This window comes from Methylobacterium sp. HJ2 (assembly GCF_056431005.1).
On sequence record NZ_JBWJYM010000011.1, the window covers coordinates 85,319 to 110,501 of the forward strand.

The 25,183-nt window shown below is 74.8% G+C and carries 24 protein-coding genes and 1 riboswitch; of the genes, 8 read left to right on the plus strand and 16 right to left on the minus strand.

The genetic code is table 11. The annotated features are described in order from the left end of the window. Positions 1 to 56: 56 nt before the first annotated feature. On the plus strand, positions 57 to 806 hold the full coding sequence (locus ACS5RC_RS22875) for a proteasome-type protease (RefSeq protein ID WP_478346225.1): 750 nt from the start codon (positions 57 to 59) through the stop codon (positions 804 to 806). 1 nt (position 807) lies between these two features. Here ACS5RC_RS22875 and ACS5RC_RS22880 read toward each other — a convergent pair whose 3' ends face one another. The 4 genes from ACS5RC_RS22880 to thiO are packed head-to-tail and all read right to left on the minus strand — an operon-like array spanning position 808 to position 3,654. After that, entirely contained in the window at positions 808 to 1,431 is a 624-nt protein-coding gene (locus ACS5RC_RS22880) for a thiamine phosphate synthase (protein ID WP_478346226.1), read from the minus strand. A 5-nt stretch (positions 1,432 to 1,436) separates the two neighbouring features. Then, complete coding sequence (gene thiG, locus ACS5RC_RS22885; RefSeq protein ID WP_478346227.1) at positions 1,437 to 2,237, minus strand: thiazole synthase; 801 nt, start codon at positions 2,235 to 2,237, stop codon at positions 1,437 to 1,439. Between the two features lie 2 nt (positions 2,238 to 2,239). Next, complete coding sequence (gene thiS, locus ACS5RC_RS22890) at positions 2,240 to 2,452, minus strand: sulfur carrier protein ThiS (RefSeq protein ID WP_478346228.1); 213 nt, start codon at positions 2,450 to 2,452, stop codon at positions 2,240 to 2,242. Continuing rightward, positions 2,449 to 3,654 carry a glycine oxidase ThiO gene (thiO, locus tag ACS5RC_RS22895; protein WP_478346339.1) on the minus strand — a complete coding sequence of 402 codons (1,206 nt, stop codon included), beginning with the start codon at positions 3,652 to 3,654 and terminating at the stop codon, positions 2,449 to 2,451. Before thiO ends, thiS begins: the two co-directional genes overlap by 4 nt. 156 nt (positions 3,655 to 3,810) lie before the next feature. Then, a riboswitch (TPP riboswitch) is annotated at positions 3,811 to 3,940 on the minus strand. A 183-nt stretch (positions 3,941 to 4,123) separates the two neighbouring features. Between thiO and ACS5RC_RS22900 the strand changes: the two genes are divergently transcribed. Continuing rightward, complete coding sequence (locus ACS5RC_RS22900; RefSeq protein WP_478346229.1) at positions 4,124 to 4,633, plus strand: retropepsin-like aspartic protease family protein; 510 nt, start codon at positions 4,124 to 4,126, stop codon at positions 4,631 to 4,633. Between the two features lie 2 nt (positions 4,634 to 4,635). On the opposite strand, the gene ACS5RC_RS22905 is transcribed toward ACS5RC_RS22900, so the two are convergent. Further along, positions 4,636 to 5,379, minus strand: a complete 744-nt coding sequence (locus ACS5RC_RS22905) for an RNA methyltransferase (protein WP_478346230.1) — start codon at positions 5,377 to 5,379, stop codon at positions 4,636 to 4,638. Between the two features lie 169 nt (positions 5,380 to 5,548). Here ACS5RC_RS22905 and ACS5RC_RS22910 point away from each other — a divergent pair, with 169 nt between their 5' ends. Continuing rightward, on the plus strand, positions 5,549 to 5,965 hold the full coding sequence (locus ACS5RC_RS22910) for an EVE domain-containing protein (RefSeq protein WP_478346231.1): 417 nt from the start codon (positions 5,549 to 5,551) through the stop codon (positions 5,963 to 5,965). Positions 5,966 to 6,004: 39 nt separating this feature from the next. On the opposite strand, the gene ACS5RC_RS22915 is transcribed toward ACS5RC_RS22910, so the two are convergent. Together ACS5RC_RS22915 and ACS5RC_RS22920 are read right to left on the minus strand one after the other, a co-directional pair. Further along, positions 6,005 to 7,312 (minus strand): MSMEG_0569 family flavin-dependent oxidoreductase, encoded by a 1,308-nt coding sequence (locus tag ACS5RC_RS22915; RefSeq protein ID WP_478346232.1) that lies wholly within the window; start codon positions 7,310 to 7,312, stop codon positions 6,005 to 6,007. A 31-nt stretch (positions 7,313 to 7,343) separates the two neighbouring features. After that, a complete protein-coding gene (locus ACS5RC_RS22920) occupies positions 7,344 to 7,625 on the minus strand; it encodes an MSMEG_0570 family nitrogen starvation response protein (protein WP_478346233.1) in 282 nt (93 codons plus the stop codon). Between the two features lie 348 nt (positions 7,626 to 7,973). On the opposite strand from ACS5RC_RS22920, the gene ACS5RC_RS22925 reads away from it, so the two are divergent. Then, positions 7,974 to 9,416, plus strand: coding sequence for an aminotransferase-like domain-containing protein (locus ACS5RC_RS22925; RefSeq protein WP_478346234.1), 1,443 nt, complete (start codon positions 7,974 to 7,976; stop codon positions 9,414 to 9,416). A gap of 61 nt (positions 9,417 to 9,477) precedes the next feature. Further along, complete coding sequence (locus ACS5RC_RS22930) at positions 9,478 to 10,434, plus strand: DUF3108 domain-containing protein (protein WP_478346235.1); 957 nt, start codon at positions 9,478 to 9,480, stop codon at positions 10,432 to 10,434. 15 nt (positions 10,435 to 10,449) lie between these two features. Here ACS5RC_RS22930 and ACS5RC_RS22935 read toward each other — a convergent pair whose 3' ends face one another. The 5 genes from ACS5RC_RS22935 to ACS5RC_RS22955 form a co-directional block, all read right to left on the minus strand. Continuing rightward, positions 10,450 to 11,769, minus strand: a complete 1,320-nt coding sequence (locus ACS5RC_RS22935; protein ID WP_478346236.1) for a hypothetical protein — start codon at positions 11,767 to 11,769, stop codon at positions 10,450 to 10,452. 107 nt (positions 11,770 to 11,876) lie between these two features. Further along, positions 11,877 to 12,161: a hypothetical protein gene (locus ACS5RC_RS22940; protein ID WP_478346237.1), complete on the minus strand. Its 285-nt coding sequence runs from the start codon at positions 12,159 to 12,161 to the stop codon at positions 11,877 to 11,879. Between the two features lie 334 nt (positions 12,162 to 12,495). After that, on the minus strand, positions 12,496 to 13,425 hold the full coding sequence (locus ACS5RC_RS22945) for an oxidoreductase (protein ID WP_478346238.1): 930 nt from the start codon (positions 13,423 to 13,425) through the stop codon (positions 12,496 to 12,498). Positions 13,426 to 13,519: 94 nt separating this feature from the next. After that, positions 13,520 to 16,027 carry an FAD-dependent oxidoreductase gene (locus tag ACS5RC_RS22950; protein WP_478346239.1) on the minus strand — a complete coding sequence of 836 codons (2,508 nt, stop codon included), beginning with the start codon at positions 16,025 to 16,027 and terminating at the stop codon, positions 13,520 to 13,522. A 176-nt stretch (positions 16,028 to 16,203) separates the two neighbouring features. Continuing rightward, positions 16,204 to 17,319 (minus strand): helix-turn-helix transcriptional regulator, encoded by a 1,116-nt coding sequence (locus ACS5RC_RS22955; protein ID WP_478346240.1) that lies wholly within the window; start codon positions 17,317 to 17,319, stop codon positions 16,204 to 16,206. 357 nt (positions 17,320 to 17,676) lie between these two features. Between ACS5RC_RS22955 and ACS5RC_RS22960 the strand changes: the two genes are divergently transcribed. The 3 genes from ACS5RC_RS22960 (at position 17,677) to ACS5RC_RS22970 (ending at position 20,324) form a co-directional block, all read left to right on the plus strand. Beyond that, positions 17,677 to 17,859, plus strand: coding sequence for a hypothetical protein (locus ACS5RC_RS22960; protein ID WP_478346241.1), 183 nt, complete (start codon positions 17,677 to 17,679; stop codon positions 17,857 to 17,859). Between the two features lie 333 nt (positions 17,860 to 18,192). Further along, positions 18,193 to 18,948 (plus strand): TIGR04282 family arsenosugar biosynthesis glycosyltransferase, encoded by a 756-nt coding sequence (locus ACS5RC_RS22965; RefSeq protein ID WP_478346242.1) that lies wholly within the window; start codon positions 18,193 to 18,195, stop codon positions 18,946 to 18,948. Between the two features lie 5 nt (positions 18,949 to 18,953). Next, positions 18,954 to 20,324, plus strand: coding sequence for an MptA/MptB family glycosyltransferase (locus ACS5RC_RS22970; RefSeq protein ID WP_478346243.1), 1,371 nt, complete (start codon positions 18,954 to 18,956; stop codon positions 20,322 to 20,324). A 60-nt stretch (positions 20,325 to 20,384) separates the two neighbouring features. Here the strand turns inward: ACS5RC_RS22970 and ACS5RC_RS22975 are convergent, their stop codons facing one another. The 4 genes from ACS5RC_RS22975 to ACS5RC_RS22990 form a co-directional block, all read right to left on the minus strand. Beyond that, positions 20,385 to 20,699 (minus strand): hypothetical protein, encoded by a 315-nt coding sequence (locus ACS5RC_RS22975; protein WP_478346244.1) that lies wholly within the window; start codon positions 20,697 to 20,699, stop codon positions 20,385 to 20,387. 50 nt (positions 20,700 to 20,749) lie between these two features. Further along, positions 20,750 to 22,600 (minus strand): patatin-like phospholipase family protein, encoded by a 1,851-nt coding sequence (locus tag ACS5RC_RS22980; protein WP_478346245.1) that lies wholly within the window; start codon positions 22,598 to 22,600, stop codon positions 20,750 to 20,752. Continuing rightward, positions 22,597 to 23,781, minus strand: a complete 1,185-nt coding sequence (locus ACS5RC_RS22985; protein ID WP_478346246.1) for a DUF3095 domain-containing protein — start codon at positions 23,779 to 23,781, stop codon at positions 22,597 to 22,599. The genes ACS5RC_RS22980 and ACS5RC_RS22985 overlap by 4 nt, the downstream gene beginning before the upstream one ends. An 82-nt stretch (positions 23,782 to 23,863) precedes the next feature. Continuing rightward, positions 23,864 to 25,159: a nucleotide disphospho-sugar-binding domain-containing protein gene (locus tag ACS5RC_RS22990; RefSeq protein ID WP_478346247.1), complete on the minus strand. Its 1,296-nt coding sequence runs from the start codon at positions 25,157 to 25,159 to the stop codon at positions 23,864 to 23,866. Positions 25,160 to 25,183: the final 24 nt, after the last annotated feature.

The following is a 25,183-nucleotide window of genomic DNA, read 5'->3' on the forward strand; positions in this document are numbered from 1 at the left end:
GGGCCCATCCCGTCCCAGACACCCGCCAACGGCAGGCGGGCGAGAGCCGAGTTCCCATGACCTACTGCGTCGGCGTCCTCGTCGAGGACGGGCTCGTGATGGTGGCCGATACCCGCACCAATGCGGGCCTCGACGACATCTCGACCTACCGCAAGCTGCACCATTTCAGCGTGCCGGGCGAGCGCGTGATGATGCTTGCCTCGGCGGGCAACCTCTCGGTGACCCAATCGGTGCTGAGCCTGCTCTCGGAGGGCGTACCGGGCGAGGACGGCGAGCCGGCGATGCGCCTCGTCGAGACCGGGACGATGTTCCAGGCGGCGCAGCTCGTCGGCCGGGCGATCCGCCGGGTGCGCGCCATCGAGAAGGCGGGCTTCGAGGCGGCCAACCTCCGCTTCTCGATCTCGCTGCTGTTCGGCGGCCAGATCGGCACCGAGCCGATGCGGCTGTACCTGATCTACTCGGCCGGCAATTTCATCGAGTGCAGCACCGACGCGCCCTTCCTGCAGATCGGCGAGCACAAATACGGCAAGCCGATCCTCGACCGCGCGGTGAAGTTCGAGACCGACCTCTACGACGCCCTGAAGGTCAGCCTCGTCTCGATGGATTCGACCATGCGCTCGAATCTCGGCGTCGGCCTGCCGATCGACATCGCGCTCGCCCGCCGCGGCGCCCTCGACCTCGAGGTGAACCACCGGATCGAGGCGGGCGAGGGCTATTTCCACGACCTGCGCGAGCGCTGGTCGGCGGCGCTCCGGGCCGCGCACCGGGCGATCCCCCGGCCGCCCTACGGACCGGCGGCGCCGTAGCTCAGGCGCCCCACGCTGCGAGGCAGAGGCGGATCGCAGCGGCCGGATCCTGCGCCCGCATCGGCAGCCCCATGATCGCGGCGCCCGCGGCCCCCATGGCGCGGCAGGCGGCGAGTTCGGCGGGGCCGATCCCGCCGAGGGCGAGGACGGGCAGACCGTGGCGGGCCGCGCGCGCCAGCGCCTCCGGCCCGAGGGCGGGGCCGTAGCCCGGCTTGCTCGCGCTCGGACAGATCGGGCTCAAGGTCGCGTAATCGGCCCCGGCCCGGGCCGCCGCCGCGACCTCCGCCTCCGTATGGGCCGAGACCCCGACCAATCCGTCGCGCGTACGCGCCGCCGCGATCGCCTCGGGCCCGCTGCCGCCCCCGAGATGCACCCCGTCCGCACCGAGCGCGGCGGCGAGATCCGGGTTCCCGCCGACCACCATCCGGCCGCCCGCGTCGCGGATCAGCCGCAGCAGCGCGCTGCCGAGGCACAGGCGCTCGTCCGGTGCGAGGTCCCGGTCGCGGAACCAGAACCAGCGGGCGCCGCCGTCGAGACAGGCCGCGACGGTCTCGGCGAGGGGGCGGGTCGAGCCGTGCCGGTCGGTGACGACGAGGAGCGGCGCCGGCAGGTCACAAGCCGGCACGCCCGTCAGGAGCCCACGAGGCCGAGTTGCGGACTCGACGGCTCGGCCCGGCCGCGCCGGGGGATGCGCCCGGCCCGGTAGGCGTCGCGGCCCGCCTCGACGGCGCGGCGCATGGCGCGGGCCATCCGCACCGGATCGTCGGCCTTGGCCACAGCGGTGTTGATGAGGCAGGCGTCGGCGCCGAGCTCCATCGCGATCACCGCGTCGGAGGCCGTGCCGATGCCCGCATCGACGATCACCGGGACGCCGGCCCGGCGGCAGATCAGTTCGAGGTTGGCCGGGTTGGCCACCCCCATTCCGGAGCCGATCAGCGAGCCCATCGGCATCACCGCGGCGCAGCCGAGATCCTCCAGGCGGCGGCAGACGATGGGGTCGTCGTTGCAATAGGGCAGCACCGTGAAGCCGTCGTCCACGAGGTGGCGGCAGGCCTCGATCAGCTCGGCGACGTCCGGGTAGAGCGTCTCGCGGTCGCCGATCACCTCGACCTTGATCCAGTCGGTGCCGAGCGCCTCGCGGGCGAGCTCGGCCGTCATGATCGCGTCGCGCGCGGTCTCGCAGCCCGCGGTGTTGGGCAGGAAGCGGTGCCCTTTCAGGATCCGCACCGTGTCCGAGCCGTGGCCCTGGAGCGAGACGCGACGGATCGAGGCGGTGACCACCTCGGCCCCGCTCGCCTCCACCGCGTCGCGCATGACGGTCTGGCTCGGATAGCCCGCGGTGCCGATGAACAGGCGCGAGGCCAGCGGCACGCCCGCGATGACCAGCGCGTCCTCGCTGTCCCCGCGCGGCGGGGTGACGGTCTCGTTCATGCTCAGCCTCCCTGCATGGCGCGGACGATCTCGACGCGGTCGCCCTCGCGCACCGGCGTCTCCGCCCAGTCCCTGCGGCGCACCACGCGCCCGTTCAGCGCGATGGCGATGCCCTCCGGGCTCTCGATCCCGGTCTCCTCGGCCTCCGCCCGGAACAGGGCCTCGACGGTGTCGGCCTCGAGGCTGCGGGGCGTGCCGTTGATCAGACAATTCATGCGGAGGCCCTCGCGGCGTCCGGCCGGCGGAACCGCCCCAGGGTGAAGGGGCGGGCGATCTCGGGCAGCGCGCCGGTCGTGAGCAGCGCCGCGACCGCGTCGGCGGTCACGGGCGCGAGCAGGTAGCCGTTGCGGTGGTGCCCGGTCGCCGCCACGAGGCCGGGGGCCAGGGTGTCGATGATCGGAGCGTCGTCGTCCGAGGTCGGGCGGTAGCCGCTCCAGACGGCCTCGACCTCCATCTCCTCGATGCCGGGCAGCACCCGGCGCGCGCCCTCGAGGAGGGCGTAGAGCCCGCCCGCGGTGACGCCGGGCCGGAAGCCGCAATCCTCCACGGTGGCGCCGACGATGAGGTGCCCGTCGCCCTTGGGCGCCATGTGGACCTGCTCGGTCCAGACCATGTGGCCGAGCGTCCCGGTCCGGCGCGTGGTGCGCAGGGCGAGGGATTGCCCCTTCAGCGGCCGCACCGGCAGGGCGAGGTGTTCGGGCAGCAGGCCGCTCTCGCCGCTCCACGCCCCGCTCGCCAGCACCACCGTGCCGGCCGCGAGCGTGCCGCGCGCGGTGTGCAGGCCGGCGACGCGGCCGGCGGTCCAGTCGAGTCCGGTCGCGGCGCAATCCTCCACCACGACGACGCCGGCCGCGCGGCAGGCGAGCGTCAGCGCCGCCATCACCCGGCGCGGGTCGACCTGATGGTCGAGGGGGCAGAGCACGCCCGCGGTGACGGAGGGGCGCAGGGTCGGCTCCCGCCGCCGCACCTCGGTGCCGGCCAGCCACTCGGCGGCGACGCCCGAGCGGCGCTGCAGATCGTAACGGAAGCGCAGGCGCTCGACCTCGTCGCGCCCGATGGCGAGCACCAGGGTGCCCTCGGTGCGGTAGTCGATGGCGATCCCGGAGGCGGCCTGCAGCGCGTCGCGGAACCCGGGCCAGCGGGCGAGGGAGTCGAGGGCGAGGGGCAGGAGCAGGTCCGAGCCCGGCTCGTGCTCGGCGGCGGGCGCCAGCATGCCGGTCGCCGCGAGGCTCGCCCCGGCGCCGATGCGCGCGCGCTCGACCACGACGACGCTGCGGCCAGCCTGCGCGAGGCGCCACGCGCTCGCGAGGCCGATCAGCCCGCCGCCGACGATCGCCACGTCGGCGCGGATCGGGAGATCCGTGCGGATCGGCAGATCCGTGCGGATCGGGAAATCCGTGCGGATCGAGGGATCCAGACGGATCCCCGGATCCGTGCCGGCGGCGTGTTCGTTCGGCGCCGGATCGCGCCGCTGTCCGATGGGTGAGGCGGGCCAGTCTGCCACGCACGATCTCCGCGTCTGCCCGCAGGGATCGGTGGCCTTCGCCTCGCTGCCGAAGCGTGTGGGTTCGTCGAGGAACCCGCGGTCCAATCCCTACGCCGGTATGAGCCGGATCAGGTTCGAAGGATTTCCGCGCCGCAGGCCCTCGTCGGGCGTGCCAGCGGTGTCTCAGCCCCTTGCCGGGGATCTCCCTGGAACAGGGGGAGATTTGGACCCGGATCGGCGTCGGGTCAATCCCCGGTGGATGAGGGAGGTCGCGGTCACCGGGCGTACACCGTGTCGGGCGAAAGCCCGGGCGCGGGGCGCGGGCGAAGCGGCCGGCGCAAGCCTTCGTTCACGCCGGCACGCGCCTGATTGCCGGCGTGGGGGCCGGCCGGAGGGCGCCGTGCGGACGATTGTGACGGTCGGCGTGATAGCGGTCGCCGCGGTGGGGGCGGTCCATCGCCTGCGCGACAGGGTCGCGGCGCCGCGCGCGCTCGCCGCCCCGGCGGTTCCCGCGCCCGCCGTCCCGGCGCCCGTCGGCCCGGTGGCGATCGCGCTCCAGGCGGACCGCGGCGGCCATTTCACGGCGCAGGCGGTGGTCGACGGCCGCTCCGTGCAGATGATGGTGGATACCGGCGCGACGCTCTGCGCCTTCGCCGAGGAGGATGCCGCGCGGATCGGGCTCCGGGTCGGCCCCGGCGATTTCACTCAGCGGATCATGACGGCGAACGGGCCGGCGCGCGTCGCGCCCGTGCGGATCGGCCTGCTCCGGATCGGCCCCGTCGCGGTGCGCGACGTCGAGGCGGTGGTGGTGCCCCGCGGGCTCCTCGGGGTGAACCTGCTCGGCATGTCCTTCCTGAAGCGGGTGCGCGACTTCAGCATCGCGGGCGGCAGCCTGACGCTCCGGGGCTGAGCCTATCCCTCTCGGCGGCGCGCCAGGGCGCGCAGGGTGCCCCGCAGGGTGCGGACGTCCTGCTCGGTCATCGCCATGCGGTGGAGCATGTCGCGCATGTTGCGCGCGATGATCTCGCGTTTCTCGGGCGGGTAGAACCCGGCCGCGCCGAGGGCCTCCTCCAGGCCGCCGAACAGGGAGAGCAGGGCCTCGCGGGTGGCGGGCGGCGACAGCATCTCGCCCGAGAAGGGCAGCCGGGCCCGGCCGCTCGCCCGGCGCCATTCGTAGGCCATCAGCAGCACGCCCTGTGCGAGGTTGAGCGACGGAAAGTCCGGCGAGACCGGGAAGGTGACGATGGCGTCGGCGTAGGAGACCTCGTCGTTGGTGAGCCCGACACGCTCGCGCCCGAACAGGATGCCGACGCGCTGCCCCGCGCGGGCCGCGACGTCCGCCATGGCCGCGTCCGGCCCCAGCACGCGCTTCATCTGGCCGCGCTCGCGCGCGGTGGTGGCCAGGACGTGGTTCAGGTCGGCGATCGCCGCGGGCACGCTGTCGTAGATCCGGGCGGCGTCGAGGACGTGGGTGGCGCCCGAGGCCGCCTCGCGCACGCCCTTCTTGGGCCAGCCGTTCTTCGGGTTGACGAGGCGCAGCTCCGACAGGCCGAAATTCGCCATGGCGCGGGCCGTCATGCCGATGTTCTCGGCCAGTTGCGGCTCGACGAGGATGATGGCCGGGGCGATTCCCGGCGGGATCTCAAGGGTGGTCATGGGGGCTTCGCGTCGGAACTCGCGCCTCCCTAGCTCCCAAAGCCGCCCGGGCGAAAGCCTTCCGCGGTGCACGGCCCGCCGGAAGGGGCTGCGCGGGTGCCGCCGCACGCTTACAGAGGCGCGTGCAGAGACGCGGACCGGGCGCAGGGCCGGGTGCGGGAAGGCGATCATGGCGCATTGGCTGTTCAAGTCCGAGCCCTCGACCTGGTCCTGGGACCAGCAGGTCGCCGCGGGCGAAGAGGGCACGCACTGGAACGGCGTGCGCAACCACCTCGCCAAGAAGCACCTGATGGCGATGCAGGTCGGTGAGGAGGGGCTGTTCTACCACTCGAACGAGGGCAAGGCGGTGGTCGGGATCGTGGCGGTGATCCGGCCCTATTATCCCGACCCCACCGACGAGACCGGCCGCTTCGGCATGGTCGACGTCCGGGCCGTCGCGGCGCTGCCCAAGCCCGTGACCCTGGACGCGATCAAGGCCGAGCCTGCGCTCGCCGGGATGGTGCTCGTCACCAATTCCCGCCTCTCGGTGCAGCCGGTGAGCGCGGCCGAATGGGCGCGGATCCGGGCGATGGGCGGCCTCGCCTGAGAGCGGGGTCGCGCCGCGACCCGGACGGACGCGGCCGGCTCAGCCCGCCAGCGTCAGCAGCGGCCGGCCCGCGACGGGGCTGCCCGCCGGGCCGCCGCGGGCGGCGAGCTGCTCGGCGATGGCCTGGGCGATATGGTCGGCATCCCGCCCGACCGCGCCGAACCGGCCCGAGCCCCAGCTGTGCAGCCAGGGCAGTCCGACGAAGTAGACGCCGCGCTCCAGGGTGATCCCGCGGCGATGCCGCGGCCGGCCCGCGCCGTCGAAGACGGAGGCGTCGAGCCAGCGGAAATCCGGCGTGAAGCCGATGCACCAGAGGATCGTGGCGATGCCCGATCCCGCGAGGTCGAGGCGCGTCACGGGCTCGCCCGGCTCCCAGACGGGGCGGTAGGGCTCCTGGGCCGGGGCGTCGATTCCGGCCTCGGCGATGTGGCGGTCGATCGCGGCGTTGATGCCGTTGTAGGTCCGGTCGGCCTGATCCAGGGAGCGCGCGAGGGAATCGCGGAAGCGGAGCTGCCCGGCGGTGTAATCCTCCAGCACGCCGTAGAGGTGCATGCCCTCCCGGGCGAAGCGGCGCAGGTCGATGTCGCGCCCGCCGTCGCGGCCCGTCACGTAGTGGTTGGTGTTGTCGCGGACGCCGTCGCGCAGGGGATGCTCGTCGACGCTCATGGCGTAGTAGCCCATGTCGGCGAGCCAGGCGACGACGTCGCGGCCGCGGTAGAACCGGGCGCAGCGCGGCGCGTCGCCCACCGCCAGATGGACCTCGCGGCCGGCGAGGTGGAGATCCTCGGCGATCTGCGCGCCCGACTGGCCCGAGCCCACCACCAGCACCGCGCCCGGCGGCAGCTGGTCCGGGTTGCGGTACCGGCTCGCCTCGATCTGGTGGATCTCCGGCGGCAGGCGCTCGGCCATGCGCGGGATGATCGGGGTGTGATAGCCGCCCGCCGCGGCGACCACCGCGTCCGCGGTCACGCTGCCCGCCGAGGTCTCGACCGTGAATCCCCCCTCCCCGCGCCGCGCCACCCGCGTGACCGCCACACCCTCGCGGATCGGCGGGTCGACCTTGGCGATGAAGGCTCTCAGATAGGCGACGATCTCATCCTTCCGCATGAACCCGTCGGGGTCCGGCCCGTCATAGGGGTGGCCGGGCAGGTCGCATTGCCAGTTCGGGGTGACGAGGCAGAAGCTGTCCCAGCGCTGCGTGCTCCAGACATGGGCCGCGGTGCGGGCCTCGAAGACGAGGTGGTCGATCCCGCGCCGCTTGAGATGGTAGCTCACGGACAGGCCGGCCTGCCCGCCGCCGACGACGACGACCGGGACGTGCGGGGCTGGCGGCGTGGTGGCGCTCATCGCGGGGCTCCTTGCTGGGCGGATCGGAGATTCAGGGCTCGAAGGCTTCGACCGTGACCCGGCCGCCCGGCTCCTGGCGGCCGGCGGCGCCCTCGATCCGCGCGAGCTGATCCAGCGCGGCCGAGCAGGCGAAGCCGTACTTCTCGCGCACCCGCTCGCTCGCGATGGTGAGCGCGGTGCGGGTGCGCCCGAGGAAATCGTCGAGGGCGTAGCTCTCCCCCGCCGCGAGGAAGTCCTTCACCACGAGCGAGGGCGAGTAGCAGGCCTCGCGGCGCCCATCGGGCCAGCGGACATGGAAGCGCATCTCGGGCATCGGGCTCGCTCCGGCTCGGCGCGGCCGCGACCCTCTCGGGCCGGGCCGCCACCGGTTCGGAATGGCAAGCGCTGTGCCAGGGCGCCTGCCGCGCGAATGTCGGCAATCGAGCGCCCTTGTATGCATACAATGTTGCGATCAAGCCGGTTCCTCGGAACCGGGGCCGAACCTGCCGCCGCATCGAAACGAGGCAGCTTTGACGGTATCGAATAAGCAGTTCCTGCGCTTTCACGCGCCAGAGATTGATCGTCTTGTATGGATCGTCCTGCGCCGTGCCGCGCAGAGCCATCCGGTACGACGATTGCAAGGCATACAATCGCGTATTGATCGGATCTTGCGGCGGGGCAGATGGCTGGCGTACGGATCGATGGCGGGCGGGCGTGGGAGGCGGGGGACCGGCCGGCCGCGCCGAGGGGCTGGGCGCCCGACCTCGAGCGTTGGGGCAAGCCCTATTACCTCGCGATCGCGGACGCGCTCGCCGAGGACATCCGGGCGGGGCGCCTGCTGCCCGGAACGCGGCTGCCGACGCAGCGGGCGCTGGCCGAGCGGCTCGACCTGAACTTCACCACCGTCTCCCGCGGCTACGTGGAGGCCCACAAGCGCGGCCTGATCGAGGGCCGGGTCGGCCAGGGCACCTTCGTGGTCGATCCGGCCCGGGCGGACCGGGCCGCCGAGCCGGCGCGGCGCGGGCCGGTGGACTTCACCATGAACCTGCCGCCCGAGCCCGACGACCCGGCGCTCCTCGCCAGGATGCAGGCCGGCTTCTCGGCGCTCGCCGGCAACCTGCCCAACCTGCTGCGCTACCAGGGCTTCGGCGGCACCGAGGCGGACAAGGAGGCGGCGACCCGCTGGCTCGCCGGGCGCGGCATCGCGGTGTCGGGCGAGCGCCTGCTGATCTGCCCCGGCGCCCACAGCGCGCTCGTGGGCGTGCTGAGCCAGGTGGCGCGGCCCGGCGACGCGATCTGCACCGAGCGGATCACCTATCCGGGCATCCGGGCGCTCGCAGCCCATCTCGGCCTGCGCCTCGTGGACCTGCCGATGGACCGGCACGGGGTCGATCCGGACGCCTTCGCGGCGGCCTGCACGCGGGTCGCCCCGAAGGCGATCTACCTCAACCCGCTGCTGCAGAACCCCACCACCGCGACGGTGCCCCGCGCCCGGCGCGAGGCGATCGTGGCGGTGGCCCACCGCTACGCCGTGGCGATCATCGAGGACGACGCCTACGCGCGGATCTGCCCGAACCCGCCGCCGAGCTTCGCCGCACTCGCGCCGGAGCTGACCTATTACGTGGCGGGCCTCGCCAAGTGCCTCGGCGCGGGGCTGCGCCTCGCCTTCCTGGTCGCCCCGAGCGCGCGGGCCGCGCTGCCCCTGGGGGCGGCTCTGCGCACCGCCACCGTGATGGCCTCGCCGATCGCGACGGCGCTCGCCACGCGCTGGATCTGCGACGGCACGGCGGAGGCGCTGCTGGACTTCGTCCGCGCGGAATCGGCCGCACGCCAACGGATCGCCGCGGCGCTGCTGCCCCCCGGCACCTACACGGCCGATCCGCACGGCTTCCATGCCTGGATCACGCTGCCCGACGGCTGGACCCGCTCCGCCTTCGCCAGCCAGGGCCGCTCGGCCGGGCTCGGCGTCGTCGCCAGCGACGCCTTCTGCGTGGCGGGCACGCCGCCCGAGGCGGCGCGTCTCTGCCTCGGCGGCCCCTCGACCCGGGCGCAGATCACGCAGGGGCTGGAGATCCTGGCCCACGCGCTGGACGGCTCCCCCGCCCTCGCGTCCACCTACATCTGAGGAAGCGTCGCACCCGCTCCGCGCGGGGCGCAATTCTCCGCCCGCCGTGGCAGGATGGGGCATGGACGCAAGGTCCCGATCCTCCGCGCGCGGCCTCCTGGCCGCCCCGTTCCCGGCCGCGCTCCTCCTGGCCGCGCTCCTGCTCGGCACGGGGGCGCCCGCCACGCCCCGCGAGGCCGCTGGAGCCCGCGAGGCCGCTGGAGCGCGCTTCCCGGCCGCCTACCGGATCTCGTTCCTGGGCCTGCCGGTGGGCGAGGCGACGCTCGCCGTCGAGCAGGCGGGCGGGCGCTACGCCCTCGATCTCGGCGCGGGTCTGCGCGGGGTGGCGGGGTTCTTCGTCGACGGGACCGGCACGGCGACGGTCACGGGCACGCGCGGCCGGACCGGAGCGGTGAGCGCGACCTTCCGGATCGACAGCCGATACGCCGGCAAGCCGATCCGGGTATTCCTGCCGATCGACGCGGGCCGCGCCGGCGCGGCGACGCTGGAGCCGGAGCCGACCCCGCGGCCCGATCGCGTCCCGGTGACGGCGCAGGACCGGGTCGGTGTGGTCGATCCGCTGAGCATGCTGGTGGTCCCGCTCGCCCCCGCGGCGCTGGAGCCCGGCCTGTGCGAGCGCCGGATCCCGGTCTTCGACGGGGCGTCGCGCGCCGATCTCGTGCTGTCGCAGGGCCGGGTGGAGGCCGTGGAGGACGGGCCCTATCGCGGCCCGGCGCTGGTGTGCCGGGTGCGCTGGGTGCCGATCGCGGGCCACCGCGCCAACGGGCCGAACGTCCGGCGCATGGCCCGCAACGAGGAGATGGAGGTGCGCCTCGCGCCCGCCCTCGACGGCGCCATCCTGCTCCCGCTCGCGATCTCGGTGGCGACCGGGTGGGGCACGGTCCGGATCGAGGCGACGCGCTGGGGAACGCAGGACCCATCCGGGACGCAAAACCCGTCCGAGACGCAGGACCCGTCCGGATCGGAGGCCGCCGCGGGCCGCGCCTCCGTGCGGGTCAGCCTTCCGCGCGCGCGCTGAGCCGCGGCGCCGGGCTCACGGCCCCGCGATGCTCGCGAGGGCGGGGGACGGATCACCCCGGAGGAAGAGCGCGCGCACCTGGGCGGCCGCCTCGCGGACCGGGCGCTGAAGCGCGCGCCGCGCAGCCTCGATCCCCGCGCCGCAGGATCGGCGCGGAGCCGGCGCGGCCTCGCGGGTCGGAGCCGGCTCGGAATTGCCCACGCCCGCCGCGCGGCGCACCCGTCCGGCGAGCGCGGCCAGATCCTCGGACGGCGCCCCGGACGCGCGCAGGACCGCGTCGGCGGCGACGAGATCGCCCCCGGCGATGGCCGCGCAGGGGCCGCCCGCGTCGCGGGCCGCCCGCAGCGCGCCGAGCAGGGCCGCGCCGAGATCGCGCAGGGTGGCGTCGTCGGCGGCCCGGAAGCCGCGCCGCAGCAGGGCGTTGCCCCTCAGCCGCAGCCCCTCGACCGCCTCCGCCTCGGAGCGGCCGGCGGCGTAGCCGTCGCGGTACCACGCCGCGAGCCGGTCGATCGCGGGATCGTCGAGCCCGGCCAGGATCGGCAGGTTGCGCAGGATCTGGCGGCGGGCCGCGGCGGGGCTCGGATCGTCGTCGAGGGTGGAATCGGGGAAGCGGTCGGTGCCGACGATCTCGGTGATCACGCCCGCCGCTTTCAGGCGCGCCGCGTCCGGGATCCAGATCTCCGCGGAGGCGACCGCCAGGGCCTCGGCGGTGAAATCGGCCGCGATCCCGGCCTGCAGGTAGGCGGCGCGCTCGAACGCCGCATCGACGGCGATCAGGCGTCCCTCGGCGTCGGTCTCGTAGGGTGCGTGGAAGCCGAGCCGCCCGCCCGCGGCGAGGTAGCGCGCCCGGCCGCGCACGAAGATCAGGGTGCAGGCCGAGGCGCAGGCATCCGGCACGTAGGTGGCGAGGCCGCGCCGGGCCACGAGGGCCCCGATCGCCACGCCCTCCTCGACGAGGCCGCCGTCGCTGGTGAGATGGAGGCGCTCGACCTCCGGGTGATCGGCGAGCAAAGCCGCAACCCGGGCCGCCACGCCCTCGGTCAGGTCGCCGGAGAGCCGCAGGTCGTGCCCGCCCGGCCCGAGCGCGATCCGCGCCGCGACCTCGCTGTCCGGACCGGTCGCGGGCAGTGGCGCGGCACCGGATCGGGCACCGGCCTGAGGCGGCGCGCGAACCGGCGTGTCGGTCGAAGGGAGGATGGTCCGGATCGCCGCGAGGCCTGCATCGGGGCGCCCGATGCGCACCGCGGAGAGGCCGGCGCTGCTCGCGCCGGCCAAGACCAGCAATCCGAGCGCCACCCGCTTCGGCCAGCCGCGTCCGATCGTTGAGAGACGCATGTCGGATCACTCCCGCCCGCGCCGATCCGCCCTCGGTGACCCGCGCACGCCCGCACCCGGTTGCGGGCCGAGCAATTCTCGGACCCCGGCACCGGCCGGGGTCCGGCTCATCGGAGGTAGGCCACCATCATCTCGGCCACCGCGCGCGCCGCGTAATGCGGCGGGCTCTCGCCGCGCCGGACCGGAAAGGCCTCGACGATCCGGCGGCCCGCCAGGATCCCCGCGACCTCGTCGGCCATCAGGCCGTCCTCGAGGGCCGTGGCGAAGGCGGCCCGGCCGTGGCGGCAGAGCGGGCCGCGGGGACGAACGGCGTCGGTCTCTCGGTCGAGCGCCTCGGCCGGGATAGCCCCCGCAGGGGCGAGGATTCCTTCGTTACTCCGTTCGTGACGCACCGCTCATCTCCCGTATCCGAGCCTCCGCAATCCAGTCCTGCCGCGTCGAGCGACAGAACAGGCGCGATCCGGCGGTCGGGGCGAGCATTCGGTTCCGGGCGATCATGAGTATCTCGGTGCGGATCTGCGGATGCCGATCGTTGAGCGGCGAATCGTATCCTAGGGGCGACCGCGAGAAATGTGCTCCCAAACTCCGCAGGATCGGGAGCGCGACCGCGCCGTCAGGGCCGCGCCGGGCAGAGCAATCGTTCGGGGCCGCCCGATGCGGCCCCGGCGCCGTCCCGGCGGCGCGACCTCGGCGGCCGGCACGGCCCCCGCGAGGGGCCGTGGTCCGTCAGACCGGGTAGGCCACGCCGGTCAGCGCCTCCGAGACGGCCCAGAGCCGCTCGGCCGCGGCGGGGTCCCGCGCCTGCGGGGCGATGCCGGCGACGGTCGGATGGCCGCGCGCCTCCCAGAACCCGTCCGGTCCGTAATAGATCCCGCCACACGCCTCGGGCGAGGTCGCGGCGAAGAGGAGCGGCAGCGCGCCCCGTGCGGCCGGCTGGCCGATCAGCCCGAAGAGGAGCCGGCCGGCGAGCCGCGCCGCCGGGCCGGCCCGGTCGCCGCGCCGGGTCACGGCGGTGCGGGCGATGCCCGGATGGACCGGGATCGACCGGACCGGCGAGCCGATGGTGCGCAGGCGCCGGTCGAGGTCGAGGCCGAACATCAGCATCGCGAGCTTCGATTGCCGGTAGGCGCCCTGAGCCGTGTAGGCGTGGGCGAGCTGGAGATCGTCGAACCGGATCCGGCCGGACCTGTGGGCGAGGCTCGCGACCGGCACGATGCGCGAGGCCGGTCGCGGCCGGATCCAGTCGAGGAGCAGGCCGGTCAGGGCGAAATGGCCGAGATAGTTCGTGGCGAACTGGCGCTCGAGGCCGTCGACGCTCTCCTCGCGCCGCGGCACCGAGGCGATGCCGGCATTGAGGACGAGGCTGTCGATCGGCCGGTCGTCGGCGCGCCACGCCGTCGCGAAGGCGCGAACCGAGGCGAGGCTCGCGGTGTCGAGGATCCGGGATTCCACGGCGGCTCGCGGATGGATCCGCCGGATCGCCGCCATCGCGCGCTCGGCCTTCGCTGGGTCGCGCGCGGCCAGCACCACCTCGGCGCCGGCTCCGGCGAGCGCGAGCGCGGCCGCGTAGCCGATTCCGCTCGTCGCCCCGGTCACGATGGCGAGCCGGCCCACCTGCGCCGGCATGTCGCCGACGCCCCACCTGTTCCGGACCATCGCTGCTCCTGCCCTCATCCCGGCAATCGGCCGCGGCGCCCCGGAGTTCGCTCGCGACCGAAGGTTCCGGGGATCGGCAGGTTCCGCGAAGCGGTCAAGCGGCGTCGCGCAATCCCCGGCTGCGCACGGGCTCGGACGTTGCCGCCGCCTCGGGCCTGCGCGTCGCCAGCGCGCGGATCGCGGCGGCGTGGCCCGGATGCAGGCGGGCGAGATGGGCGAGGTAGCGCGCGAGCACGGCTTCGTCGTCGTGGATCACGTCGTGGTGCAGCCCGGGCTCGCCCCGCAGGCGCGTGCCGGCGGGATCGCGCATCAGCTCGCGCGGGAACAGCGCGATGGGCCCGGCGCCTTCGGCGAGACCGTCCGGGACGGCGACCGGCCGGCCCGCGAGGTCGTCGAGATAGGCCCGGCAGAGATCGTGGCCGTAGCGGGCTCCGAGATGGGTCGAGCCGATCGGGCGCGGATTGAGCTCGATCAGGAAGGCGCGCCCCTGCGCGTCGAGCAGGAAGTCGAAGCTGACGAAGCCCGACAGGCGCAGCAGGCCGACCATGATGCGCGCGGCGCTCTCCATCTCGTCCTGCGCGATCGCGGACACGATGGTGCTCGCCCCGACCGGCACCGGGTGCTGCGCCTCGGCCACGAGGCTGATCCCGTCGAGCACGCGGCCCTCCCGGCAGGCGACCGTCCGCATGGCGAGGCGCCCCGGCACGAAGGCCTGGAGGCCGATCATCTCGGCGGGTCCGCGCGCGGCCGCGCGGTCCTCGCCGCCGAACAGGCTCGCGACCCGGCCGAGCGACCATTTCAGCTGGGCCCGCCGCCGCGCCGCCGCGAAGGCGTCGGCGAGTTCGGAGGGGCCGTGCACCAGCGTGACGCCGCTGCCGCCGCAGGTCTCCTCGCGCTTCAGCATGAGCGGGAAGCCGAGGGTCTCCGCGACGCTCCTGGCGGCGGACAGATCCGGGGCGGGCCGCGTCTCCGGCACGCGCAGACCGTGGGCCGCGGCCGCGGTCAGCAGGCCCTCCCGGCTGAGGGAGAGCGCGTAGGCGGCGGGATCGCCCACCGAGGCGACGATCAGCGCGCGCAGGGCCGGGCTCGTGCGCGCGCCGGTGGCGAGGCGGCGCAGCACGCGGGCGGCGAGGTCGTCGAGCGGGATGACCCGGTCGGGCGCCCACTCGGCCGTGAGCCGCTCGAGGCGTCCGCGCACCAGGAGCCGGGCGAGTGCCGGACCGCCGAGGCGCGGCAGAGCCAGCCGGCGCTGGACGAAGCGCGAGGCGAAGGCGTAGCCGTCCGGCGCGCCGATCACCGCGCAGGCCGCGCCCTCGCGGCCCATCTGCGCCACGATGCGGTCGGAGCCGATGTCGTTGGTGAGGCTCAGAAAGGCGAGGCGCGGGGTGCCGACCGTCGGCGCGGGCTGCGGCGCCCGCAGGCGGCGGAACGCGCCGGTGAGGCGGCGGGCCGCGAACTCGGCGCCGCAGACGAAGCGCAGCAGCGGGCCGAAGGTCGGGGCCGAGGCGGTGCCGACGATGTGGAGGCCCGGAGCGCTCGACTCGAACCGGTCGGAGAGGAGGGGCGCGCCCTCGAAGCAGTCGATCTCCGCGCGCAGGCCCGGATCGAGATAGGCGAGGCGGGCGAGGTCGATGCGGTAGCCGGTGGCGGCCACGACGTGCTGGGCCTCGACGACATGGCGCGCGCCGTTCGCGCTCACGGTCAGGCGCACGCCCGCGCCGCCGGCCGCGACGGACTCGATCGCCGCACCGGTCATCAGGCGGACATGGGCCTCGATCGTCTCCTTCACCGAATAGGCCGGCGCCGGCCCGAGGTGGTTGCGCACGAGGTCGGTGCGCAGCCGAACCGGCAATTGCCGGAACAGAAGCGGCGCCTTGGTGCACAGGAGCTTCTTCCAGCCCGGGCCGAGGGGGCTGCGCGGCGCGCGCAGGCTCTCGAAGCGCCGCGGCGCGGCGGGCGGGAAGAAGCGGAGCTCCGCCCGCCGCGCGATCACCGTGGCCCGCGCCCCGGCGCGGTGCAGGCTCGCGGCGACGTCGAGGGCCGAGGCGCCGCCGCCGATCACCGCGACGTCCTGTCCGGCGAGATGGCGGAGATCGGCCGCGTCCCGGCTGTGGCTGACGAGCCCCGCGGGCAGGTCGGCGAATTCCGGCGGCAGGCTGGCGAAGGGATGCAGGCCCGTGGCGATCACCACCCGGCCGGCGGAGAGGTGGCTGCCGTCGGCCAAGCGCAGTTCGAATCCGCCCGCCGCGCGCCGCAGGCTCGTGACCATGCGGGTGTCGAGATGGGGCACGAACCGGCGCTGGAATGCCTCGCCGTAGGCGGCGAAGACCTCGACCGGCACGCCCCATTCGGTGTCGGCGTAGGGGATGCCTTGCTCGGCGCAATAGGCGGAGAGCGGGTAGAGGCCGCCGGGATCCGAGAGGCTGGAGGCGAAGCCATCGGACTTGAGCAGCATCCCGGCCGGCATGCCCTTGCGCCAGGTGCGCATCGGGGCCCCGAAGATCCGGTGCGGGATGCCGGCGGCGGACAGGTGCGCGGCGATCGACAGCCCATAAGGGCCGGCCCCGACGATCACGACCGGGGCGGAAACGGCTTCGTACATGGACCCTCACCGTCGGAAGCCGGCATCCCCCACCCGGCGCGTCGCGGTGTTTGTGGCGGGAAATCTGTTATGGTCTCCTCAAATAAGAGGGTTAACAGTCCGCAGACATCATCTTTACATTCGCTCGACCATAGGGTCTTCATCCGAACCATCCGCGATCTCGCCGGATGTGCCGCTCACGGCTGTCTCAGCATGAAGAGCTTGCCCATCAGCGCCGCGAGTTCGCTCTGGCGCGAGACGCCCATCTTATCGAACACGCGCTTGAGCACCGTGCGGGCCGTCGCCTCGGCGATGCCCAGAGCCGCGGCGGCCTCCGAGGGCGGCGCGCCGGCCCCGATCAGCGCGGCGAGCCGCGCCTCCCCCACGGTGAGCTTGAACGCATCGCGCACCACCGCCGGATCGAAGGGCCGGTCCCGGGCCGGATCTTGGACCAGGACGATCGCGCTCGCGGCCTGCAGCGCCGAGATGCCCATCGATGCGGTGAGCGGCAGGACCTGGACGATGAGGCCGCGCGCGTCGTTCGGCACGATCAGCGCCTCGCCGGCGCCGATCTGCGCCGGCCCCGCCGCCGAGACGGCCTCGAGCCGGGCCCGCAGGGCCTGCTGGGCCGTGCGGTCGGCGGCGCACAGGCGCCCGGACGAGATCAGCAGCCCGGACCCGAGGAGATCCGCGGCCGTCCGGTTGGTGAACAGCACCACCCCGTCCGCGTCCACGATCAGGGCTCCGCACCGGATCCGGTCGAGCGCCTCCGACAACCCGACGCGCTCGGCCTCGGCGTCCATCAGGCGGATCGACAGGCTGAGGGCCCGCTCCACGTGGCGGCTGAGCGCCAGCAGGCGCTCCCGGGCCGCCTCGTCGTAGCCGGGCTCGTCCCGCGCGCGCAGGATGCTCAGCGCCACCGTGACGTCCGGGATGGGCGAGACGGAGACGCCCATGCCCCAGCCCAACCCGTGCGGCCAGAGGAAGTCGCGGTAGATCGGCAGGCTGGCGGCCTCGTCGCTGAAGACCTCGTGGTCGGTCGCCACGTCGCGCTGCCCGCTCGCGATCACCTTGAAGACGTGATCGGCGCGCACGTCGAGGTGCTGCCAGCGCGCATCGTATTCGGCCACCATGCCGGCCAGCGTCGGCGAGACGACGACGCCGATCCGGCCGGTCCCGTGGCGGAAGAGCAGCGTGGCGCCGCGGCCCCCGAGCAGATCGGCGATCGCCTGTATTGTCTCCGGCCAGCGGTTCGGCTCGGCGGCAGAGGCGTAGATCGTCTCCACGACCGCGTCCCAGGCTGAAAGATCCATCACAGTGTTCCGCATCGATACCAACCGAACGCGATAAGATGATGACCGCCGTTGGGCGATGACATCAGAGACACAGATCGTTCAAACCTCGGCGAAGTCGGAATCGCGATCGACCGCCTTGAACTCGTTCGATCGCGATTCAGACATCGCGTTTTCGGTTGTCTCCTCTCTTCTGAATCGGGACCGTGCCGAACCGCACGCCGTCGCCGCCGGAGGCGGGCCGATCCGCCGGCCGGAGGCGGACGCGGCGCCGGCGCGCGTCGAGGCCGGACGACGGCCGTCGGGCCGGACGCGCTGAACCGTCCGGCCCGACCCGGCGTTTCCTGCCCCCGTAACGGGCCAACCGGAGACACGCTGATGCGTATGCGCAACCTGCTGCCGCTCGTCGGACTGCTCGCGCTCGCCGCCTGCAAGGACGAGAAGAAGGCGGACGCTCCCCCGCCGCCGCCGCCGAGCAGCACGGCCACCCCTGCCCCGCCGGCCGCCCCGCCGCCCGCCGCTCCGGCGAACCCGGCGCCGGCCAACAAGCCGAACCCGTAGCCGAGGCCGGCCCTGCGGGACGGCATCCCGCAGGGCCGTCCACCGCACCGGCTTCCGGTGCGGCGAGAGGCAGACCTGTCGCGCCGCGCGCGTGGTAACCGGCAGCGGGCGCGCGACGAAGCGTCGGTCGTGCGGGCGGATACGGCGCGCGACCGAATGCGGCCCGTCTTCTCCGTCGGCGCGGGCCGCGCAGGGGATCGACAGGGCGATGGCCGTGCACACCCAGCCTCCGCGGACGAACCGGCTCCGTCCGGGGCGCGCCAAACGAGCACGGCGGCCGGGACCGATCGGCCGGGTCGCCGCGCCGGTGGCTGGCGCGGCGAGGCCTGAGGCGTGAGCGCTCCCCTCGGCGCCCGCCCCGCCCCGACCTGCGCCGTCGGCATCATGGCCAAGGCCCCGCAGGCCGGCCGCTCGAAGACCCGGCTCTGCCCGCCGCTGACCCCCGACGAGGCCGCCGCGCTGAGCGGCGCCTTCCTGCGCGACACCGCCGAGAATGTCGGGGCGGCGGCGCGGCGCGCACCGATCGCCGCCTACGCGGCCTACGCGCCGGCCGGGACCGAGGCCCTGGTCGCCGCCCATGTCGGGCCCGCGACCGGGCTCGTCCTCGCCGATGGATCGCCGCCGATGCCGGCCGGGGTCGAGGGGTTCGGACAATGCCTGCTGCACGCGGTCCAGGGCCTGCTCGCGCGCGGCCACGCGGCGGCCTGCGTGATCAGCTCCGATGTCCCCACGCTGCCGACGCGCCTCCTCGTCGAGGCCGCGGGCCATCTCCTGGCGCCGGGGGACCGGGCCGTGCTCGGTGCCTCGGACGACGGCGGCTACTACCTTCTCGGCCTCAAGGCGGCGCACGCCCGGATGTTCGCCGACATCGCCTGGAGCACGGATGCGGTCGCCGCGCAGACGCGGGCCCGCGCCGCGGAGATCGGCCTCGACCTCGTCGAGCTCGACCCCTGGTCCGACGTGGACGACGCCGCGGCCCTCGCGGCGCTGCTGCGCGAGAGCGCGGGCTACCCGGCCCCGGCGACGCGGGCGGTGATCGAGGGCCTGGGCCTCTGCGCGCGCCTCTCGGCCGCGCCGGGCCCGGCATGAGGACGATGCGGCCGGGAACGGCCCTCGGACGGCTCGTCGCGCTCGGCATCCTGCTCGCCCTGATCATGCTGGCCGCGCTGGCGCTGCACGTGCCGGGCGCCGATACGGTCGGCTCGCCCCAGCGCGCCACCGTCTTCGTCGGGGTGCTGGCGCTCGGCGTCGCGGTCTATCTCGGCGCCGTCGCGCAGGTGCTGCGCGAACCCCTGCCCCCGCGGGCGATCTGGATCGTCCTCGCCGTCGCCGTCGCGATGCGGGCGCTGCTGCTGCCGTCGCTGCCCTTCCTGTCGAGCGACATCTACCGCTACGTCTGGGACGGGCGCGTGCAGGCCGCCGGCATCAATCCCTACCGCTACCTGCCCGTCGATCCGGCGCTGGCGGACCTGCGCGATCCTGCGGTGTTCCCGTGGATCAACCGGGCGACCTACGCGCGCACGATCTACCCGCCCGCCGCGCAGGTGGTCTTCGCCCTCGTGGGATTCCTCTCCCCGACGGTGCTCGCGATGAAGCTCGCCATGATGGCCTTCGAGGCCGTGGCGGTGCTCTGCCTCCTGGGCCTCCTCGCCCTGGCGCGGCTGCCGCGGGAGCGCATCCTGCTCTATGCCTGGAACCCCCTCGTCCTGTGGTCCTTCGCCTGCGACGGGCATGTGGACGCGATCGCGATCGGCCTCCTCGCCCTGGCGCTGCTGCTGCGGGCGCGGGCGCGCGAGGGCCTCGCCGGCGCCGCGCTGGCCGCCGCCGTCCTCGTCAAGTTCCTGCCGATCGCCGCAGCCCCCGCCTTCCTGCGCGGCGGCGGCTTCTGGAAGCCGGCGCTGGCGGGGCTCGCGGTGATCGCGCTGCTCTACGCCCCCTACCTCTCGGTCGGATCCGAGGTCCTGGGCTTCCTGCCGGCCTACGGCGACGAGGAGGGCTACCGCTCGGGCCAGGGCTTCTGGCTGCTCGCCGGCCTCGCCCACGGGCTCGTCCTGCCGGAGGGCGCGGGCCGGCTCTACCTCGCGGGCGCCGCGCTCCTGCTCGGGCTCCTGGCCGTCCGCATCGCCCGGGGCGCGCGGCTGCGCGGCCCCGCCGCCACGGTGGCCCTGTGCCGGGACACCGCCATCCTCGCGGCCTGCACCACGGCCGCGGCGAACCCGCATTACGCGTGGTACTACGCCTGGCTCGCCCTGCCGACGGCGGTCGCGCCCGTCCCGGCGGTGATCTGGCTCTCGGCCGCGCCGGTCCTGTTCTACGTCGATCCGTTCAACGAGCGCTTCTTCTGGCCCGGCCTCGTCTTCGGGCCGGCAGTCGCGCTCGCGCTCGCCGATCGGGTCCGGGGCCGCCGGCGCGCCGCCGGTCCCGGGCCGCAGGCCGCCGGGGCCGACGGCGCGGACGGGGCCTGACGCGCCGCAACGCCAGTGACCGGGGCCGATCGCATGCAGGGCTTCGATCGCCGCGCGGCCTCAGCAGCCCGTGCAGATCGCCGTCCGGATCGACCGGCCGAGGCGGGCGCCGGCCGCGTCGAGGGCCGCCGAGGTCCCGAGCCGGCCGTCGAGGGCGGCGCCCTCCGGCTTGGTCGTCCCGGTGGCGGCCACGTGCCGGAACGGCGTCGGTGCGGATCGCGGAAGGGCCGCTCGCGTCTCGGGCGCGGCCGGGCTCGCGGCGGAGCTTATGGCCGGGCTCATGGCCGGGCTCATGGCCGAGCTCATGGCCAAGCCCCGGGACGCCGGGGCCGCCAGGACCAGGGCGGCGGCGAGGACGAGGAATCTGGGGGTCATGGCGGGTCTCCTGGCATCGATGCCCGGATTTCGCGGTCCGCGGCGGCGCGTTACGGAGCGGGCGCCCTGCCGGTGCCGTGGCGCACGGCGGCCTCGGCCGCAGGGGCCGGCGCGATCGGCAAGCCCGGCACGATCGTCGAGCCCGGCACGATCGGCGAGGCCGGCGCGGCCGCGGGGTCCGCCCAGGCGGCGAGCCGGCCCGACGCGAGGGCCTCGCGGGCGCAGGCATAGCCGAGGGCGGCGGTGCTCTCGAAGCTCGACCAGGCCCGCAGATCGACGCCGGCGAGCGCGGGCTTCAGCACCGCGGTCGCCCGGCGGACGGCCATCAGGGTCTGGGCGTCGCTCGACACCGTGGCGGCCCGGAGCAGCAGGGGAGCGATGGCCGGCATCGCGTCCGGGGCCCCGAGCCAGCGCCGGAGGGCGCGACCCCGCCAGGACCGGATCGGCATGGACTGGAAGGCGAGGTCGCTGCCCACGTCGACCGCGAGCACCGGGCCGCGCTCCGCGCCCGCCATCACGTCGGCCGGCAGATTGTTCATCATGCCGCCGTCGACCAGGACGCCGTCCGCCGTGCAGACCGGCGGGAGCAGGCCCGGGATGGCGATACTCGCCCGCAGCGCCCCCGCGAGTCCGCCGCGTCGATGGATCATCGCGCGGCCCGTGGTGAGGTTCGAGGAGACGCAGAAGAACGGCAGCCAGAGGTTCTCGATCGTGGCGTCGCCGAAGCGGTCGGCCAGCCCCGCATCGACCTTGGCGCCCCGCGTGAGCGCGAGATACGGCAGGGTGTAGTCGTTGAGCGGGTTGCGGCCGACGAAGGACTCGATCGTGTAGGCGCGGATCGTCTCGATGTCCCAGTCCATGGCGAGGCTCGCCGCGATGATCGCCCCCATGCTGGTCCCGCCCACCATGTCGATCGGTGGCCCGTCCTCGGCGAGCGCCCGCAGCACGCCGAGATGGGCGAGGCCGCGCGCGCCCCCGCCGCCCAGGACCACGCCGCGGGCGCAGCCGCTGACGAGCCGCGCCAGCCGGGCGAAATCGGCCGCGCGGCCGCGGCGGGCATGGATCGCCAGGGCGACCGGCAGGGCGGCGACCTCGGGATGGAGCGGGCGCGGCCGGACGGCGTCCGCCTCCTGCGCGACGACCGTGTCCATCCGCACCCAGTCGGAGGCGACCCGTGCGAGGTAGGCGGCCGCCCCCGGACGCGGCGGCCGTCCGGGCTCGGCGAGCAGCAGGACGTGGTCGGCGTAACGCAGGCAGAGCTGGCACCACGGGCAGTCGATCTGGTGCGCGACGAAGATCGTGCGGGCGTGGCCCGCCTCGAAGGCGTGGAACCACGCCTCGTCCGCCTCCGCCGGCCATTCGGTGAGGCAGCCGGTGGCACCCGGCAGGATCGCGTCGAGGGCCTCGGCGAGGCGGTGGCCGAACTCGGCGGTGCCCAGGCCTTCCGTCACCGCGAGCACGGCGAAGCTGCGCGGCCGGTCGTCGAGGGGCTTGCCCTCGTAGACGGTGCGGAGGCGCTCGGCGAGCAGCCGGCCGAAATACAGGAGCGTCGCGGGATGCCGCTCGATCGTCGCCTCGAAGGCGGCGCGCGTCAGGCGCAGGACGCAGCTGTCGCGCAGCGCGGTCGCCGTCGCCGAGCGCGGGGCGTCCGAGAGCAGCGCCATCTCGCCGATGGTCTCGGGCGGGCGCAGCCGCGCGATCCGGTGCGCCGCGCCGGTACGGGGATCGCGCGTCGCGATGCCGACGCTGCCCGAGACCAGCGTGTAGAGCGCGTCGGCCGCCTCGCCCTGCTCGAACAGCGGCCGCCCGCCGGGGATCGCGAGCGGGACCATGCCGGCCGCGATCATCTCCGCCGCCGCGGCGTCGAGCCCGGCGAGGAACGGGATGTCGCGCGGGTTCACGCCGGCACGGCCTTCAATTGCAGGGCGGCCCGCGCGTAGCCCCCGTCCGCCCCGTCGACGAAATGGACGTGGTCGCCGCGCGTCACCGAGGGGCTGATGCAGGTCACCACCGCGGAATCCTGGCGGGTCAGCCCGAAGCGCAGGAGGCCCGCGGCCCGCGCCGCGGAGAGGCGCGCCTCGATCGCGTCCGCGGTGGCTATGGGGCATGCGACGGTGACGCGAAGGCCATCGTCGTACTTGCGGAAATCGGCGTCGGCCGCGACGTGGCGCCGGTAGGTCCGGGGCGAGAACCGCCCGAGCGGCAGGCCGAGCCGGAACAGGGCGTAGACGGCGCAGAAGCGCGCCAGCACGACCAGGCGCCGGAGCGCGCGCGATCCCGCGAGGGGGCCGGCGACGGCGACCTCCGCCTCGATCCCGGACCAGGGCGGGCGCAGCGAGGGACCCTGCGGCGGCAGTGGCCGGCCCATGGCCGGGCTCGCGTCGATCTCCGCGAGCACCGCCGCGAGCGCGGCGCGCAGGGCGGCGCGGTCGGCACTCGGGCTCGGCACGACGATGAGCGACAGCACCACGCCGTCGCGCACCGCCACCGGCTCGAAGCGGCAGGTCAGGCCGGTGAGATCCGGTTGCGCCCCGTCCGGAGCCGAAGGCAGGGCGAAGGCGCCGCGCTTCGTCATCGCGTCGGCGAGGGCGAGGCCGCCGCCGGTGAACATCGCGTAGTCGGCGTGCTCCGAGGCGGCGAAGCGGGCGACCCGCAGGTCGGCCCCGCCTGCGCGCAGGGCTGACACGGGGATCATCGCCGCGCGCAGTTCGAGCCGCAGCTCCGTGCGGACCCAGGCCACCGTCGCGGCGAGCGCGGCGCCCACGGCCGCACGGTCGGCGGGCGCCACCAGCAGGCTCGCGCCGTCGCCCCCGAACGCGAAGCCGAAGGGCGCGCCCCTGAGCGCGTTGCGGGCCGCCGCGATGACGGCCGCGCCGGCGAAATTCACCGCCCGGTAGCGCCCCTGGGCGATGGCCTTCGTCGAGTCGACCACGTCGCACAGGCCGATCGCCCAATCGTCCGGCACGGGTGCGTAGCGGGCGTCGTCCAGGACGTCTCCGAAGCGCCGGAGGCGCGGCAACGTCCCGTAGGCGAACGGCTCCCCGGCCGGCGCGACGGCCTCGAGGCCCTCCTCTGAGCGCATGACCGTCATCTCCCCGCAGCGCCGGGCGCCTCCCGGGCGCGCCACCATACACCCGAACGGGCGCGGCGGGCGGCCCCGCGCCTCAGGTCTCGGCCAGCGCGCGGGCCCGCGGCGCAGGCCGCTCGGCGCGCCCGTCGATCAGGGCGAGGATCTCCCGCGCGGTGTCGTGGCGGGCGAAGGCGCTGGCCAGGGCGGCGGCCCGGGCGGCGAAGCGGGGCTCCGCCAGCACGGTGTCGACGGCCGCCCGCACGGCCGCGCTGTCGGGCGCGTTGCTGGCGAGGTTCAGCCCGACGCCGGACCAGCCGATCCGCGCGCCGATCTCGCCCTTGTCCTCGGTGAGGCCCGCGGAGACGATCGGCACCCCCGCCCGCAGGGCCATCGAGACGCTGCCGTAGCCGCCGTTGGTGACGAAGAGATCGACGCCGCCGAGCATCTCGGCGAAGGGCAGGAACGTCGCGACCCGGGCGTTGGCCGGCACGGCGATGCCGAGCGCGTCGACGGGGCGCCCGCCCGTCGTGGCGACGACGAGGAGGTCGTCGCGGTCGGCGAGGCCGAGGAGGGTCGGGACGACGAGCTCGCCGAAATCGTGGTTCGCCAGGGTGCCCTGGGTGACGAGGACGACGCGGCGGCGGGGGTCGCGCGCCAGCCACCATTCCGGAAGGGTCGGGTCCGCCGCCGGGGACGGGAGCGTCCCGACGAAGTGCAAACTCTCCGGGATGACCCCGTAATCGTACTCGAACTCCGGCACCGTGGCCTGGACGAACGCGTCGGGCAGCGTCACGATCGACTGAGTGAGGGAGGCCGGAAGGCCGGGCAGGCCCTCGCGCGCCAGGAGCGCGTCGGTGTAGCGCCGGACCGGATCGGTGAAGGCCGCGTCGACCTGCGCGCCCAGCGCGGCGTAGCGGGCGGCCTCGGCGGCATCGCGCGCTGGCGGCAGGCCGAAGCCGAGCGGGGCGCCGTCCGGCCGGTCGTGGAACAGGAAGCTGACGTTGAGCGTCACGATGCGCGGTCGCGGCGCGGGCGAGAGGAGCAGGGGCAGGATGCCGAGCACCATGCTGCCGGCGACGATGGCGTCGGGCGCCTCCTCGGCGATCAGGGCGCGCAGGCGCGCCGCCTGGCCCGGCATCGCGTCGATGAAGCGGCGCTCGAACTCGCGGCGCGAGCGCTCGGCCCCCGCAGGCAGCTCGGTCGCCCGGTACTCCGGCTCGCCCTCGGCGACGAGCGGCGCGAAGCGGAAGCCCGCGGCCGCCACCTTGGCGGCGAAGGCGGCACCCGTCACGATGACGGCCTCGTCGCCGCGGGCGGCCGCGAGGCGGGCGAGGGCGAGGAGCGGGTTCACGTGCCCGGTCAGCGGGCTGGCAACGAACAGGATCTTCATCGCGATCTCCTGCGACGGGGGCCG

Excerpts from the sequence above, each read along its gene's own strand:
- ACS5RC_RS22955 (WP_478346240.1), bottom strand. The coding sequence starts at position 17,319 with ATGGATCTTTCAGCCTGGGACGCGGTCGTGGAGACGATCTACGCCTCT.
- ACS5RC_RS22985 (WP_478346246.1), bottom strand. The coding sequence starts at position 23,781 with ATGCGCTCAGAGGAGGGCCTCGAGGCCGTCGCGCCGGCCGGGGAGCCG.
- ACS5RC_RS22920 (WP_478346233.1), bottom strand. The coding sequence starts at position 7,625 with ATGCCCGAGATGCGCTTCCATGTCCGCTGGCCCGATGGGCGCCGCGAG.
- ACS5RC_RS22970 (WP_478346243.1), top strand. The coding sequence starts at position 18,954 with ATGCGGCCGGGAACGGCCCTCGGACGGCTCGTCGCGCTCGGCATCCTG.
- ACS5RC_RS22925 (WP_478346234.1), top strand. The coding sequence starts at position 7,974 with ATGGCTGGCGTACGGATCGATGGCGGGCGGGCGTGGGAGGCGGGGGAC.
- ACS5RC_RS22905 (WP_478346230.1), bottom strand. The coding sequence starts at position 5,379 with ATGACCACCCTTGAGATCCCGCCGGGAATCGCCCCGGCCATCATCCTC.
- ACS5RC_RS22915 (WP_478346232.1), bottom strand. The coding sequence starts at position 7,312 with ATGAGCGCCACCACGCCGCCAGCCCCGCACGTCCCGGTCGTCGTCGTC.
- ACS5RC_RS22975 (WP_478346244.1), bottom strand. The coding sequence starts at position 20,699 with ATGACCCCCAGATTCCTCGTCCTCGCCGCCGCCCTGGTCCTGGCGGCC.
- ACS5RC_RS22875 (WP_478346225.1), top strand. The coding sequence starts at position 57 with ATGACCTACTGCGTCGGCGTCCTCGTCGAGGACGGGCTCGTGATGGTG.
- ACS5RC_RS22950 (WP_478346239.1), bottom strand. The coding sequence starts at position 16,027 with ATGTACGAAGCCGTTTCCGCCCCGGTCGTGATCGTCGGGGCCGGCCCT.
- ACS5RC_RS22930 (WP_478346235.1), top strand. The coding sequence starts at position 9,478 with ATGGACGCAAGGTCCCGATCCTCCGCGCGCGGCCTCCTGGCCGCCCCG.
- thiS (WP_478346228.1), bottom strand. The coding sequence starts at position 2,452 with ATGAATTGTCTGATCAACGGCACGCCCCGCAGCCTCGAGGCCGACACC.
- ACS5RC_RS22990 (WP_478346247.1), bottom strand. The coding sequence starts at position 25,159 with ATGAAGATCCTGTTCGTTGCCAGCCCGCTGACCGGGCACGTGAACCCG.
- ACS5RC_RS22935 (WP_478346236.1), bottom strand. The coding sequence starts at position 11,769 with ATGCGTCTCTCAACGATCGGACGCGGCTGGCCGAAGCGGGTGGCGCTC.
- thiG (WP_478346227.1), bottom strand. The coding sequence starts at position 2,237 with ATGAACGAGACCGTCACCCCGCCGCGCGGGGACAGCGAGGACGCGCTG.
- ACS5RC_RS22945 (WP_478346238.1), bottom strand. The coding sequence starts at position 13,425 with ATGGTCCGGAACAGGTGGGGCGTCGGCGACATGCCGGCGCAGGTGGGC.
- ACS5RC_RS22910 (WP_478346231.1), top strand. The coding sequence starts at position 5,549 with ATGGCGCATTGGCTGTTCAAGTCCGAGCCCTCGACCTGGTCCTGGGAC.
- ACS5RC_RS22960 (WP_478346241.1), top strand. The coding sequence starts at position 17,677 with ATGCGTATGCGCAACCTGCTGCCGCTCGTCGGACTGCTCGCGCTCGCC.